At 42.8% G+C, this 14,298-nt stretch carries 14 protein-coding genes; 10 read left to right on the top strand and 4 right to left on the bottom strand.

Translation table 11 applies throughout. The features are described 5' to 3' along the window. Positions 1-158: 158 nt before the first annotated feature. Together AB4Z50_RS10875 and AB4Z50_RS10870 are read left to right on the top strand one after the other, a co-directional pair. Complete coding sequence (locus AB4Z50_RS10875; RefSeq protein ID WP_441878726.1) at positions 159-665, top strand: HEAT repeat domain-containing protein; 507 nt, start codon at positions 159-161, stop codon at positions 663-665. Positions 666-755: 90 nt separating this feature from the next. After that, positions 756-1,376 carry a DUF1361 domain-containing protein gene (locus tag AB4Z50_RS10870; protein WP_441878724.1) on the top strand — a complete coding sequence of 207 codons (621 nt, stop codon included), beginning with the start codon at positions 756-758 and terminating at the stop codon, positions 1,374-1,376. A gap of 110 nt (positions 1,377-1,486) precedes the next feature. Here AB4Z50_RS10870 and AB4Z50_RS10865 read toward each other — a convergent pair whose 3' ends face one another. Both AB4Z50_RS10865 and AB4Z50_RS10860 read right to left on the bottom strand, forming a co-directional pair. Next, complete coding sequence (locus AB4Z50_RS10865; protein WP_441878722.1) at positions 1,487-1,840, bottom strand: hypothetical protein; 354 nt, start codon at positions 1,838-1,840, stop codon at positions 1,487-1,489. Between the two features lie 101 nt (positions 1,841-1,941). Next, positions 1,942-2,691 (bottom strand): hypothetical protein, encoded by a 750-nt coding sequence (locus AB4Z50_RS10860; protein WP_441878720.1) that lies wholly within the window; start codon positions 2,689-2,691, stop codon positions 1,942-1,944. Between the two features lie 204 nt (positions 2,692-2,895). On the opposite strand from AB4Z50_RS10860, the gene AB4Z50_RS10855 reads away from it, so the two are divergent. Both AB4Z50_RS10855 and AB4Z50_RS10850 read left to right on the top strand, forming a co-directional pair. Continuing rightward, a complete protein-coding gene (locus AB4Z50_RS10855; protein WP_441878718.1) occupies positions 2,896-3,522 on the top strand; it encodes a hypothetical protein in 627 nt (208 codons plus the stop codon). A gap of 26 nt (positions 3,523-3,548) precedes the next feature. Further along, complete coding sequence (locus AB4Z50_RS10850; RefSeq protein ID WP_441878716.1) at positions 3,549-3,902, top strand: DUF3221 domain-containing protein; 354 nt, start codon at positions 3,549-3,551, stop codon at positions 3,900-3,902. On the opposite strand, the gene AB4Z50_RS10845 is transcribed toward AB4Z50_RS10850, so the two are convergent. Both AB4Z50_RS10845 and AB4Z50_RS10840 read right to left on the bottom strand, forming a co-directional pair. Further along, entirely contained in the window at positions 3,889-4,341 is a 453-nt protein-coding gene (locus AB4Z50_RS10845; protein ID WP_441878714.1) for a hypothetical protein, read from the bottom strand. The genes AB4Z50_RS10850 and AB4Z50_RS10845 overlap by 14 nt on opposite strands. A gap of 269 nt (positions 4,342-4,610) precedes the next feature. Further along, the gene (locus AB4Z50_RS10840) at positions 4,611-4,868 is read right to left on the bottom strand and encodes a hypothetical protein (RefSeq protein WP_441878712.1); all 258 of its coding nucleotides are present in this window, start codon (positions 4,866-4,868) and stop codon (positions 4,611-4,613) included. Positions 4,869-5,187: 319 nt separating this feature from the next. On the opposite strand from AB4Z50_RS10840, the gene AB4Z50_RS10835 reads away from it, so the two are divergent. The 6 genes from AB4Z50_RS10835 to AB4Z50_RS10810 all read left to right on the top strand — a co-directional run bounded on the left by AB4Z50_RS10835 (position 5,188) and on the right by AB4Z50_RS10810 (position 14,288). After that, entirely contained in the window at positions 5,188-6,816 is a 1,629-nt protein-coding gene (locus tag AB4Z50_RS10835; RefSeq protein WP_441878710.1) for a glycoside hydrolase family 5 protein, read from the top strand. 241 nt (positions 6,817-7,057) lie between these two features. Continuing rightward, complete coding sequence (locus AB4Z50_RS10830; protein ID WP_339209495.1) at positions 7,058-7,993, top strand: ABC transporter permease; 936 nt, start codon at positions 7,058-7,060, stop codon at positions 7,991-7,993. A gap of 81 nt (positions 7,994-8,074) precedes the next feature. Beyond that, the gene (locus AB4Z50_RS10825) at positions 8,075-8,899 is read left to right on the top strand and encodes a carbohydrate ABC transporter permease (protein ID WP_441878882.1); all 825 of its coding nucleotides are present in this window, start codon (positions 8,075-8,077) and stop codon (positions 8,897-8,899) included. Positions 8,900-8,978: 79 nt separating this feature from the next. Then, positions 8,979-10,643: an extracellular solute-binding protein gene (locus AB4Z50_RS10820; protein WP_339206686.1), complete on the top strand. Its 1,665-nt coding sequence runs from the start codon at positions 8,979-8,981 to the stop codon at positions 10,641-10,643. Positions 10,644-10,768: 125 nt separating this feature from the next. After that, positions 10,769-12,715 carry a histidine kinase gene (locus tag AB4Z50_RS10815; protein WP_441878708.1) on the top strand — a complete coding sequence of 649 codons (1,947 nt, stop codon included), beginning with the start codon at positions 10,769-10,771 and terminating at the stop codon, positions 12,713-12,715. Next, on the top strand, positions 12,690-14,288 hold the full coding sequence (locus AB4Z50_RS10810) for a response regulator transcription factor (protein WP_441878706.1): 1,599 nt from the start codon (positions 12,690-12,692) through the stop codon (positions 14,286-14,288). The genes AB4Z50_RS10815 and AB4Z50_RS10810 overlap by 26 nt, the downstream gene beginning before the upstream one ends. Positions 14,289-14,298 lie beyond the last annotated feature (10 nt).

Raw genomic sequence — 14,298 nt, 5'->3', positions numbered from 1 at the left:
ATGAGCTGATACCCGAGCTTAGAGGTGTATGTTCCGCAACATTCTTTCAGAAAAAAACGTTTTACATTTGGAATGGGAAAATGTAGTGTGTCATCTTTTTGAGATTTGTATACATTAAAGGATTTGTTTTTTTCATCTTATAAAAAGGAGATAAAACAATGTCTGACTTAAAACCATTTGATGCTAATATCATGAAACTAGGCAGCACAAATACACAAGAAGCGTTTCATGCGATACATAATTTGAAAAAACAAGGGACAAGTGTAATTCCAGCTTTAATCGAACAACTGCATGTAACGGATGTATCTGTACGTACTATGATCGTTGTTGTACTAGGTGAGTTTAGCGAAGCAGCATCAGAATCTGCTGCTCAGGTTGCTGCCTTGTTGAAGGAGGACAATGAACAGCTCAGAATGGCCTCTGCATTAACTTTAACGAGAATAGGCAGCCATAGCGTCCCTTATTTACTGCAAATACTCGCTTCCACAAATGATAAAGCTTGTTTTTGGGCAGCATGGGCATTGTCTTTCATTGATCCCGCTCACATTAATGATGAATCTATTGAACGGTTAAAGCATACCCGAGAAAATCCTGATAGTCCGATTGAAGTTTTTGCAGCGGAAGAGGCATTAGGGAAAATATTAGCCAATCGGCTTCAAAAGTAGAACGAAAAAGCCTTGCGAGGCAATCTCGCAAGGCTTTTGATACCTTTTCACCCGAAAATGCATAAAATGGATAACAATAGGAGTGTTTGGATGAATAATCGTTTTAAGGCGAGAATATCTTTTTTTACGTATATAGCGCTTCTGTTTACGTTGGATAACTATTATTCATTTATGATCTTTAATTTATTTCTTGCTTTTGCAGCACTGGAGCTGTCTTTTTTGCTGCCTTTATTTAAGTCGCATAAGAAAAGAAATATGCTGGTTAGTTTTGTTTTCTTTATCGTTTTCATCCTGCTCTCGCCAAATGTGTTCTACGTTGTAACCGATCTGATTCATCTCAATTTCTTTTCGTTTAATTATATGGAGGGGCTTCACGTTAATGAGTGGTGGAACTTCTTTGTGTTAATCAGCGGGGTTTTCATAGCTCTATTTTTTTACATTTTAATGATCAAAGAGATTCAACAGCTTCTTATAAATACGAAATGGAATAAACTGATTTTATTAGTGTTTATGCTGCTCGGCGGTCTAGGGATATATATAGGAAGATTTTTACGCTTTCATTCTATTCATTTGTTTACGGAGCCTTTGTCTTTATTGAAACAAGTGCTAGATTCATTAAACGGAAATTCATTGCTGTTCATCCTATGGATGAGCGTTTTACAATTTATCGTTTATTGGTTTTTTGTAGATTCAAAAGGGAATGAAGCTTGATGGAGGGAACACCTTACTTATAGAAATTTAATAAAAACCTCCTGTTAATTGAGCTGATTCAGCTGCTTTAACGGGAGGTTTTCCTATTGTGCTATCTTTTCGTCTTATAGTTACGGCTGCCGTATTACCCTCCGTTGTGAAACTTTCCTCACTATTTTTTTAAATACCATATAGCAGAATGATACGGCAGGCGCTGGGTCGCTTAAGCTCCAGATGGCAGGCGCTCTTTTGACAAAATGGGATTTAACGATTGGCAGGACGCTTAACTGTTTGGTTCGGACATAATCGCGCGATGAAATAAGATCTTCAAACAAAAAGCAGAAGGCGATCCCTGTATCACTTGTAATCGCATAGCTTCCAATCGGCTTGCCTACAAGCTCGTTGTAAGCGAGCAGTGGGAAGTTAACGCCACATTTTTGAAGGAGGGGGTCCAGTGTAGTCGTTCTTGCATTAATCTCCAGCAAATAATACTTGCCGGTTACCGCATCCTTCTTGAATTCAATTTCGGCGAAGCCCTTATAGCCAATCGCTTCTAGAAAGGGGGCACCGATGTGGTAAAGCTCCTCTATGTACTTTTGCTTTGTGAAGGAGGATGCACCAAAGTTAATTGGGAATTGCCGTAGTTTTTGACAGGCATCCAGTGAGTTACCTTTGAACTTTGATCCAAGTAAGCATCAAATGTGTAGACATGATCATCGAAGCCGGGAATAATTCTTTGCACGATAACCTGAAGTTTTGCTTGCCTCGATTTCTCGATTGCAGCTCTCATTTCCTCCAAGTTATGGCATGTGAATATTTTGGCTCGAAAAAAGTCCACGAAAGCTGGAGAGTCCGTGGGTTTCACGATACATGGAAAGCCGATCTCAGCAACGACTCGTTCTTCAAATCGTTCCTCAACTGGGCTGATCGATTCTGGCACTAATACACCGTGTTTTGTTGTAAGGGTATGGAGATACTCCTTATCCATAATATTGCTCCAAAAGCCTTGTACGTTCATATTAATATGGTAGTACTTTTTGAGCTCGTCCAAATAAGAATCAACGAACTCCACATAAGGGTCGACGCTCGGAAAAAGGACAGGCTTCTTGTCCTGCTTTTTGGCGTAGTCGATTAAATAGTGCAGAAGCTCCTCTTTCTGCTGTTTATAATGAGGAACAATAATTTGCTCGCTTAAGTATTTGGATTTGGCGCCATATGTATTTTGCTTGGAATAATCCATTGCTACTGTATAGATCCCCTTGGAACCGAGGCCTCTTATGATGCTTAAACCTGTGTAAAAGTTTGATCCAAGTATGACAGCTTTATTTTCCACCAAACAACACTCGCTTCCTTAGTCATATGAAATAGTTATGTCATTCGCGTTGTTTTCAATATCTCCTAAATATTGCTAAATATATCATGAGGGTATTTCATTATCAAACACATTTTAATGGATATAGCCATTGTCTGCTCTACTGTATTAGAATAGTTATGCAGGGAATTATTGCAAGCTTAAGTATCTTGTAAGAGGAGAATGGCCATGACACGTGTTCAAGCCGTAATTACTAATCCCTTTTTCGATAAGCCTTTATGGCTTCCAAAAGCAGAGAGCCGAGAAACTGCATATTTATCAAAAAATTCAAGCGCAGAGGATGTTGTTATTTTTCTGACAGTGCTATGTGGCATGAATGATATTGATATAAATAAAGAACCTAATAAAGTGGTAAAAGAACTCATTAATACAGATGAAATTGTACTGAGCGGCGGGATTGCTTTTGAGAGTCATAGCCATGTGATACTTCCCAGTTGTTGCTGTGGATTGGAGCAATGGAAGGAGGTCCTTGACGCGGTCATAAATAAGAAAAGTGCCTGGCTAGGACATGATCCCTTTCCATCTATCGAATACTTGGATCAATCAGTAAGGATTTGGTCGGATGATTACTATGGAGTGATGAATGTTAAACCACCAACAGAACAAGAGAAGCAGAAAATGTTTTTTATTGAATATAACGATATTGAATTGATTGAACAACTGGAGAGTATTGAAGCTGATCTATTGGATTTCTTTAAATACGCATTGGTCAAACAATTATCGATGGTCAATGCTGAGCTATTGGACAAGCTTTTCTTGAAATATTGTGAGTGGCTTAGCTTGGAAATAAAATAGCCACCAATCAAATAGGGAGGAAAAAGATGAGAAAATGGATAGCGTATTTGCTAGTCGCAATTGCAGTCTGCGGGTTAATCATTGGCATTAATAAACCATTTGAAAAAGGCGATTATATTCTAGAGAAACAACTTAACAGCAATGACGCTCCAACCCTATTTGTTGTCTATAACATTTCCAAAAAAGAGGCTAAATCCAAATCGCTTTCTGATTTTTTGAATAACGAAAATCATAACGATGTGATGATTATTCGCGTTGATGATAGAGAGCTTTATAATGACCTGAGGATCGGCGAAAGAGTAACGATCAAAACAAAGGGTTACACGATGTTGTCATCCCCACCTCAAGCGGTAGCGGATGAGATTATTAGGCATTCTTGAGCTGCTCTAACGCCGCTTCAATAGGTTTGTCTAGTCGTGTATTCTCCTTGATGTCACTCCAATAAACGATCAGAACGTTTCCTTCCTGATATAATCTCGTAAACGATTTGGAATCGGCATTCTCTGTTTGTTTATTGAGTTCTTCAGCCCCATTAATACGATCTTTTTCAGATTGAAAGATATAAAAATACAAAAACTCAGGTTCATTTTCTTTCTTATCTAGTGGCATTCCTACGGAATAGACCTCGGGAATAACATCGTTTAATTTCGGTGGGTAACCTGTTATCCCATAGGATATTAGCTCTAACTTCTGTGCTTCAATCGCTTTAGTTACATCCTCTAAAATAAACTTATTTTCCTTGCTATTTGTATCTTTGGAGCATCCGCCTAAGATGATGATGCATAATAAAATGAAAAATACTGGTTTTATTTTCGACATTACCGATAGTACACCCCCAACATAATAATAATGCTGCCTTGCGACATCTACTTGTAATCATATAGACTCCTTAATAATTGTTAAGGTTGCATAATTTGGATGGATTAGCCATTTGGAAAGAGTTGAAGTCTAACGAATCGTAAAGAGCTTATTTTGCGGAAAAGTGATGTTTAAAGATGCTAACGAATCACAGCAACGCTATTAGGTACTTTTGATCACGAAAAGGGACCAATTGAAGGAAATAAGGTTGCTGGTGTTCGTTATATTTTTTAAAGGTGAAAATGTAGGCGGATAACGTGTATCAGATTCGTTACAGATAATGATGGTACCTTTGGTACCGCTTGTATCTCTGTTACCTCAGGTACCTTTGGAACTGCTGGTATTTTTGATACCTCTAGTACCTCTAGTACCTCTAGTACCTCTAGTACTGCTGATACTGCTGGTTTCGCTGGTACCGCTGGTATCTTTGGCACTTCAGGTACCTCTGGAACTGCTGGAAGTGTTGGTACTGCTGGTATCCCTGGCACCTCAGGTATCTCTGTAACCGCTGGTATCTCAGGCACCTGAGGTACCTCAGGTACCTTTGGAACTGCTGGTACTTGCTGTCACCTCCGGGGTACTCATGATACTTCTGGTGGACAGTTCGACGTGTTACTTTACCTTTTCGCATACAAATGCAGATGCATCGCTATACACAAACTAAAATGCATATTGGCTGCTAGAAGGCTGCGCCTTTCGGATATGCTCTCCGTATTTCGGAATGCTCACCGTAAACTGCGGTCTTGTGCTATATTTTGAGAGAGTAACGATGATAGTTCCAAACCATACATATAAGGAGGCAATCCGATGATGAGCGTGCATAGCAACAACAATAATGTAAGCGGTTTCGTTAGAGCGGAAGGTAAAAAGTTGCTTAATGGAGACGGCAAAGAAATTGTGCTGAGAGGCGTTGGGTTCGGAAGCTGGCTGCTGCCGGAAGGCTATATGTGGAAGTTTCCGCAAGGCGGAGACCGTCCGCGCAAAATCGAGGCGATGGTCAAGGAATTAATCGGCGAAGAGAAAGCAGCACAGTTCTGGGATAGTTATGTGGAGCGTTATGTGGATGAGATTGATGTCCGCGAAGTAGCGAAGCAGGGCTTTAATTCCGTGAGGTTTCCAATCAATGCCCGCGGAATTCTAGAACAAGGCGAAGAGATCATTTTTAATGAAAAAAGGCTTGCACGAATTCATGAAGTGATTGAATGGTGCAGAAAGTATAAGCTGTATGTCATTTTGGATTTGCACGGGGCGCCAGGCGGGCAGACGGGAGCCAACATTGATGATTCGGAAAATGATTTGCCGGAGCTGTTTACGGATCGCCGCAACCAAGAGCTGACGATCGCGATTTGGCGAATGTTCGCAGAGCGCTATAAAGACGATTGGATTATTGCCGGATATGACCTCTTTAATGAACCTCTTCCGGATTGGTTTAACCAATATAACGACCTTGTAGAGCCGCTGCACAAGGAAATTACAGCAGCGATCCGTGAAGTGGACAAGCGTCATATGATCATTATTGAAGGGGTGCATTGGTCAACGGACTGGAGTGTATTCACAGAGAAATTTGATGATAATTTAATGCTGCAATTCCATAAGTATTGGAACAACCCCGATACGGAAAGTATTCAGAAATATATAGATAAGCGTGAGGAGTGGAATGTGCCGATCTTCATGGGTGAAGGCGGTGAAAATAACGCACAGTGGTACAGCGGAGCATTCCAAATGTTCGAGGATCATCAGATTTCGTGGAATTTCTGGACGTGGAAAAAGATGAACACATCAAATTCTCCATACTCTATTCGGATGCCGGAAGGCTGGAATCTGCTGACGGCTTATTTGGAGGGCGGCGCTAAACCGGATGAAGCAACGGCGGAAGCGATCTTAAATGAATATCTCGATAATCTGAAAGTGGACAACTGTGATGCGTTCCCAGGCATATCCCGTGCGCTGCTGCGTCACCTTCCGCTCCAGATTCCTGCTGAATTTTATGGACAAGGTGAGGGTGCCGGCTTTGGCATCGTGAACAAGAAAACGAACAAGACAGGACTGCGTGTAAGTGACGGCGTGCCAATGAGGATGATTACGGGCAAGACCGAGATGCCAAGCTATCATTCAGAGGGCGGCAAGGTTTGGGCAGAGGATAATACGCTTTGTGTTGAGCTGCATCAAGGAGATTGGCTCGCGTATGATGCTTTGTGCGTCGAAGCAAAGTCATTTGAGCTGCATGCAGGGCTGCTAGCCGCTGCGGGTCAAGCGACATTATCCATTGAACTAGGAGGCCAAGAGCCGGTGAGCTGTGAGGTAAACGGTGAGGATTGGACGGAGAGCCTGCTTCTAAAGGACATCCATCTACCAGCTGGAGCAGTTCGTGTCATCATCCGTATTTTAAGCGGCAGTGTGGATTTGGATTGGATTGAATTTTCGTTTGCTAAATAGAATGAAAAACTAAAATGTGATGCGAGGCAGGTTCTGCCAGCATCACATTTTTTTGTGCGCAAAAAACGGTAGATGCACCCAAAACCGAAAAATGGTCACCTGAATACGAAATCTAAAGCCTTACGAGACAGGAGCCAACAATCTACAATTAAAGTATAAGAGATGCAAGGGCTTACATCAGATTTTCAACAGCATGGGGGTAATTATTTTGAAAACACAGCTAGGTTCAGCGCCTGCTTCCTTGCCTGCTGCGGACGCAAAGGCAGCAAGAAGCAAATGGTTCAAAAAGTTGTACAGCCAACGGCACATTCAAATTATGGCGTTACTAGGCGTGCTATGGATGATTATATTCAACTACGTTCCTATGTATGGCGTTATTATCGCCTTTAAAGAATTCAACATTGTTAAATCCATAAGCGAGGCGCCTTGGGTTGGCTTTATGCACTTTAAGGAGTTTTTCCAGGATGAGAGCTTTGTTGATGTCATGAAAAATACACTCGGCATCAGTCTTATCAAACTTGCAATCGGATTTCCACTACCTATTATTTTTGCATTATTTCTAAACGAGGTTCGTTCGGTCGGCTTCAAAAAAGCGATTCAGACCATTTCGTATTTGCCTCACTTTTTGTCATGGGTTATTCTCGGCGGTATTCTTGCCACTTGGCTTTCGGATGTTGGGATTATTAACAACGTTCTTCTTGCTCTTAATTTCATCGATGAGCCGATTTCCTATTTGGCAGAGCCTAGCTACTTCTGGAGCATCATCATTACATCAGATATATGGAAAGAGCTTGGCTGGTCCGCCATTATCTATCTTGCGGCTATTGCCAGCGTATCGCCAGAGTTGTATGAAGCAGCAACAATTGATGGCGCAGGACGTTTTCAAAAAATGTGGTACGTCACTTTGCCTAGCATTAAGGCGACGATCTCCATTCTGTTCATTCTAGCAGTGAGCGGCGTGCTTAACTCGAACTTTGACCAGATTCTAGTGCTGCGCAACTCATTGAACGAGAGCGCGAGCAACGTTATCGATATTTATGTTTATCAGACGGGCATGCAGCAAGGACGTTATTCCTACTCCACTGCTGTTGGATTGTTTAAGTCTTTAATCGCATTAATTCTATTGCTTATTGCAAATCGAGTAACGAAAAAAATGAACGATACTTCACTGTTCTAGAAACGGAGGCGACTAACCGTGTTTAATATTAAACGTAAAACAAAAGGAGAAGCATTTTTCGATATCTTCAACAATTTCGGTATGCTGCTCATTTGCTTCGCGACCCTATATCCGATTTGGTATGTGCTGGTCAATGCCTTCAATGAAGGGCAGGACGGCATGCGCGGCGGGATCTACTGGTGGCCGCGGGTTTTCAGCATCGAGAGCTTCGACGCGGTTTTCCAAAGCAGCGGCATCATGACTGCGATGGGAATTACCGTAGCCAAAACACTGCTTGGCACGGTGCTTCACGTGTTTTTTACGGCGATGGTTGCTTATGCATTCTCACGTAAAGGCCTCATCGGCGGAAAAATATATATTCTCTTCGGAACGGTTACCTTGTTCTTTGGCGGCGGTCTAATCCCGACCTACCTGCTTGTGAGAGACCTGCATTTGCTGGATAACTTCATGGTCTATATCATTCCTGCCATGTTCAGCTTCTTCGATCTTATTATCTTCATGACCTTCTTCCGGGATATTCCGGATGGCCTTGAGGAAGCAGCCAAAATTGAYGGAGCAAATGACTGGTCGATATTTGTGCGAGTGATTTTGCCAGTATCGATGCCGGTTATCGCTACAATTGCTTTGTTCCACGGGGTATACCAATGGAATGATTATTTTGCCGGCGTAATCTACATGAACAACATGGACATGCAGCCGATACAAACTTATTTGTACCGTATTGTTGCTCAGTCCAGCTCTAGCCAAATGTTGGCCGCTATCCCTGGAGGTATAGGGAAATCCGTTACTACACAATCCATTAAGCTGGCTACGATGGTTGTCACGACCCTTCCAATCGTTATCGCTTATCCGTTCCTGCAGAAGTATTTCGTAAAAGGAATGATGATCGGTTCGATTAAAGGTTAACTTATGGCAGTACCTTCCGCCCTTTATTGAGCAGAGGATTGCATATATAATCATTCATACAGAGAAGGGGAAGACAAACATGAACAAGAAGCTTAAGCTCAAAAATGTATTGATGCTGATGGTCGCAACGGTTCTAGTCTTTACGACCGCTTGCTCTTCAGGCGGCAACAAAAACAATGGCAAGGAAGAGGGCAATGGCGCTCCTGCTGAGCAAGTGAAGCTTACTCAGGACGATAAGGGCTGGGAAGTGGATAAAAGCCCGATTACGTTCGACTGGTACATCAACTTCTCTTGGTTCCCTAACAAATGGGGCGTAGATGCGACTTCGAAATATATTACTGAAAAAACTGGCGTTAACATTAACTTCATCGTTCCAGCCGGCAACGAAGCTGAGAAGATGAATACAATGATCGCTTCGGGCTCTTTGCCTGACTTTATTACACTAGGCTGGTACGAAGATGCGGTTAAGAAAATGATCGAAGGCGATCTAGTCCTTCCGCTGAACGAGCTTGCTGATCAATATGACCCTTACTTCTACAAAGTAACAGACCCTGCTAAGCTTTCTTGGTACAAACAAGAAAACGGCAATGTATACGGTTATCCGAACTCTTCCTCATCACCTAAGGACTATGAGAAATTCGGAGACAACATTACATCCACGCAAACCTTCCTTGTGCGCAAAGATATGTACGAAGCACTAGGCAAGCCGGATATGCGTACGCCGGAAGGCTTCTTGAATGCACTTGAGGCTGCGAAAAAAATGTATCCTGATGTGAATGGCCAACCGCTTATTCCACTAGGCATGTATGATTTCAGCGACACAGGCAACGCGTCGCTTCAACATTATATTCAGAACTTCCTTGCTATTCCTTACGATAAAGATGGTCAGCTGTATGATCGCAATACAGATCCTGAATACGTAAAATGGCTGAAAACAATGCGTCAAGCGAACGAAGACGGCTTGCTGTCGAAAGATATCTTCATTGACAAGCGCCCGCAAATGGAAGAAAAAATTGCACAAGGCCGTTATTTCGCAATGCTTTACGCTAGATCTGACCTTGCAAACCAACAAAATGCACTATTTGCAAATGATCCGAACTCCATCTACATTGCTGTAGACGGTCCTGCTAATACTAACCTTGATCAGCCGACGCTTGCTGGTCCATCGATCTCAGGTTGGACAGTTACACTGATCTCCAAAGATGTGAAAGACAAAGCGCGCGCGATTCGTTTCCTAGACTATTTGATCTCGGAAGAAGGACAGCATGATACGTTCTTCGGTAAACAAGGCGTAACTTGGGATAATATTGATGGCAAAGATCAGTTCTTGCCAGACGCATTGAATCTATTGAATACAGATCGTGGCGCTTTCGACAAGCAGCTTGGCGCATCCCACACGTTCTGGATGATGATGGATACGAACCTAACGCCAATCTGGTCTCCGCCAGCTGTTGAGCCATTCAAGCAATTGGAAGATTGGACTCGCGGCAAGGCGAAGAGCTTGTCGGAATTCGACCAGTTGAACCCAACTGGCACTTCAGCCGAAGGTATTATGAACACAAAGATAGATCAAGAGTTTGGTAAAGTATTGCCAAAACTAGTGCTTGCTAAATCGGATGCAGAGTTCGATAAAATTTGGGGCGATTTCCTAAAGAAACGTGAGACTCTTGGATTCAGCAAAGTACAAGCCTACAAACAAAAGAAATACGAAGAAAATGTTGCGAAGTTGGACGCAGCAAAATAATATAATCATTTCTACCACTTAGGGGGAAGACCCCAGCGAAAGGTACTCCAGAACCGGAAACGGTCTGGGGTGCTTTTTGTGCAATATAAGAATAGCTGTTTTTGCTTGATGGGGAAGTTAATCGAGTGAATGAAATACAGAGCGGAAGTGAGAGCATTATGGGCAGAAAATTTCGGTTACATCTTCAGTCTGCTACGAATTGGCTAGGACATCGATCGATGCAAAGCCGCCTTGTGGCGGCTTATATCGTCATATTATTAATCCCTAGCATCGGCGTATCGAACTATCTCTTTAATCAGATTAGGGATAGTTATATTAACGATACCTTTAAGCAAAGCCAATACTTGCTTGAAATGGAGAAAGTGAATGTTCTAAATCAGATTGAAGCTATGGAACGGGCTGCCCAGCTCACGCTATCGAAATCTGAAATTTTGGATTATATTTCAAAGGATGAAGAGCTTCCTATTGAAGAGCTCCTCGACTTATATCGCGGCGCCCTTACCGACATGATCAACATTCAAATCAATAATCCAAATATTGTCCATCTTCGATTGTTTGCAAACAATGATCATATGTCCGAAGTTTGGCCGATTATTTTCCATGAACGCCGGATTCAAAAAGAGCCGTGGTACGCCAAGCTGGATCAATTGGATGGCAAGGAGATGTGGATATTCAAAGAGCAGGATCTCGACATTTTGCATCGTTACGTGACGGATGTTAACGAGCAAATGCCGAAGGTTTCACTCCTGCGCGTCATGAATTCCGGAAGCAAGCGTATTGGGATTATCCAAGTCGAAATGCTGCTGAAGCAGTTCTCGCCTAAAGCATTTGCCAATATTAAGGATGACGGGTCACAGATGATGCTTGCTGATGGCAACGGAACTATTTTTATGGATGACAATCAACCGTTTGTCGGCAGTGATCCAGAGCTTCATCAAGCCATTTTGCAAGAGTTCCGGGAAATGAATGAGCAAGGGGTTAAGGAAAAGCGATTTTCTGTAAATAAGCATCCTTATTTGCTGGTCTCCACGCCTGTGGAACAAGTCAGCGCGCATATTCTTAATGTGGTGTCGTTAAAAAATGTTGATGAACGCGTATCCAGAGCCGAGAGACAAATCATCGCTGCTAATATTATTTTGATCGGTCTATTGTCCTTCATAACGTATTTAATGAACTCCTTTATTCTCAAAAATCTGAGACGTCTCACAGAGGCAATGAAGAAAGTAAGAAGAGGAGAAATGCCAACGGGGCTTCCTTTGGGCGGAGGCGGAGAAATAGGCGAGCTAGCGCATCATTTTAACAAATTAATTCATACAATTAATGAGCTAATTGCCCAGGGAGTTAAGAAGCAGGCGCTAACGAAAGAGGCGGAGCTGCGCACCCTGCACAGTCAGATCGACTCGCATTTTTTGTACAATACGCTCGAGAATATTAAGATGCTCGCAGAGATGGAAAACCAGCGGACGATATCCGATTCGCTTACCTCGCTTGGCGGGATGATGCGTTATAATTTCAAGTGGTCTGGCGAGTATGTAAGCTTACAGGATGAGCTTCGCCATATTCAGAATTATATTGCCGTCATGAATATTCGGTTCGACGAACCGATTCAGCTGGAACTAAATATACCACCGAAGCTGCTAGAGATTGAAGTGCTTAAGATGTCCCTGCAGCCAATCGTAGAAAATGCTGTAAAACATGCGTGGACGGGTGTGGAAGAGAGTACGAGCAAAATATTAATTGATGTTATTGAGGATGAGGATGCAGGCATTATCATCAGGCTGAGAGATAACGGCATGGGTATTAAAGCGGCCCGCTTGGAGCGGTTAAATGAAATGATTCACACCGATAATAGTAACGGGATTTCTTCAGAGAAAGAAGCGGGAAAAGGAAAACAAGCGTTTGGAATCGGCCTGCGCAATGTTCATCAGCGTATTCGGCTTTATTATGGCAAGTCATATGGATTACAGGTATATAGCAGAGAAGGGCAATTCACCGAAGTAGTCATTACCCTTCCTAAGGTACTGTTGATGGGAGGAAGTTCCGGGTATGAGAACAATGCTGATCGTAGATGACGAGAAAAATATCCGATTAGGGCTCAAGACGATGATAGAGAGAGAATTTCCCGAATTGTATCACATTCGAATGGCGATTCATGGAGAAGATGCGTTAACACAATATCGCAATGAACGAGCAGATATCGTAATTACAGATATTCGCATGCCTGTGATGGATGGAATTGAACTCATTAAACAGCTAACTCAGGAGTCGGAGCCGGAGCAGAAACCGATCTTCATTATTTTAAGCGGCTATGACGATTTCTCCTATGCAAAGGCTGCAATAGAATACCAGGTTAAAGATTATTTGCTTAAGCCGATTCGGCGGGACGAGCTGTTTGAATCACTCACAAAGAGCGAAAACACGCTGCAAGCGCAAGCTGAATTAGCTGAGCGGGTAGCGGTAAGCGATACGTACCGTGAACAGCTGCGGATAAACAGGCTGAAGGAATGGTTCAGGCAGGATGACCCTGCTTACGATTTTGCAAATGATCTGGAAGCTAAAATCGGATTTGAGCAGTTTACTAGACCGTTTACTGTTGCCGTCCTGAAATATAAATCGGAGAGCGGCGACTCCATGAACAAAGAAGAGTTCAAGCTGCTAGTGGAGAAAATGATGCAGCCGATTAAAGGCGTACTGGAGGTCTCGTTTCTAGATAGTGAAGGCAAGCTCGTTCTGATCGGCAGCCCAGCATTGCAGTTCGAAGAATTGTTTAGGCAGGCTGGCGGGAAGGAACTGGATGGACTGCGGATGGGGATAAGCGCCGAGGGGAATGAAATCGAAGATCTGTTTCATTGTTATAAGCAAGCTTCTGAGGCGCTGCAATATTCATTCATTTATTCGAATTGCCGTCTGCTGCATCATGAAGACATTCGAGCTAAGCGGCAGTATTATCCGGTGCCAGAAGAAGAAATTCGCAAGCTTGGCAACATGCTCGGAACCGATCGAGAACGGGAGGTTCAGGAGCTGCTGAAGCAAATTTTCCATACGGAGGATATACCAAATGTAGATATTGGCTACTTAAAGCTGGTAGGCAAAATGATCAATGAGCAGGTTCTGGACGAAGTATTTCGTATTTACGGTGAAGAGTCGATCGAGGTATTGAAGCTGTATCGTAAAGTGGGCAGTATGGATAATTTCCGCAGCTTTCACGACTATTATCGGAGCTTGGAGCTGCTGCTCTCAAGCGTGAACGACTATGTCAGAGGCATACGCTCAGCGTATAGCGAGCATTCAGAGATTAAAGCAGCGGTTAATTATATGGAGGATAACTATTATCGTCCGCTTAATATGGCTGTCGTGAGCAATTATGTTGGCCTTAATTACTCCTATTTCAGTGAAGCGTTCAAGGTTCATACGGGCGAGAATTTTGTATTGTTTCTAAAAAAAATTCGTATTCGCAAAAGCAAAGAACTGCTGCTCGAAGGCAATCAGAAGATGCAGGAAATCGGCAGCGTCGTTGGCTTTGAGAACAGCAAGCAGTTTTCTCGTGTGTTTAAGGAGCTTGAGGGAATATCGCCGCAGGAATATCGAATCAAGGTGAGATCAGATGCTGATCAGAGCAAAGAATCGGTAGAACATAGGGTTTAGAGGGGAGGAG

The organism is Paenibacillus sp. 2TAB26 (assembly GCF_052115145.1).
Taxonomy (GTDB): Bacteria; Bacillota; Bacilli; order Paenibacillales; family Paenibacillaceae; genus Pristimantibacillus.
Note: the sequence above shows the minus strand (reverse complement) of the source record. Positions and strands in the feature narration are given on the sequence as shown.

Bases quoted from the DNA above. Each gene is read 5' to 3' on its own strand.
- AB4Z50_RS10855 (WP_441878718.1), top strand. From the start codon at position 2,896: ATGACACGTGTTCAAGCCGTAATTACTAATCCCTTTTTCGATAAGCCT.
- AB4Z50_RS10845 (WP_441878714.1), bottom strand. From the start codon at position 4,341: ATGTCGAAAATAAAACCAGTATTTTTCATTTTATTATGCATCATCATC.
- AB4Z50_RS10850 (WP_441878716.1), top strand. From the start codon at position 3,549: ATGAGAAAATGGATAGCGTATTTGCTAGTCGCAATTGCAGTCTGCGGG.
- AB4Z50_RS10875 (WP_441878726.1), top strand. From the start codon at position 159: ATGTCTGACTTAAAACCATTTGATGCTAATATCATGAAACTAGGCAGC.
- AB4Z50_RS10835 (WP_441878710.1), top strand. From the start codon at position 5,188: ATGATGAGCGTGCATAGCAACAACAATAATGTAAGCGGTTTCGTTAGA.
- AB4Z50_RS10870 (WP_441878724.1), top strand. From the start codon at position 756: ATGAATAATCGTTTTAAGGCGAGAATATCTTTTTTTACGTATATAGCG.
- AB4Z50_RS10820 (WP_339206686.1), top strand. From the start codon at position 8,979: ATGAACAAGAAGCTTAAGCTCAAAAATGTATTGATGCTGATGGTCGCA.
- AB4Z50_RS10810 (WP_441878706.1), top strand. From the start codon at position 12,690: ATGAGAACAATGCTGATCGTAGATGACGAGAAAAATATCCGATTAGGG.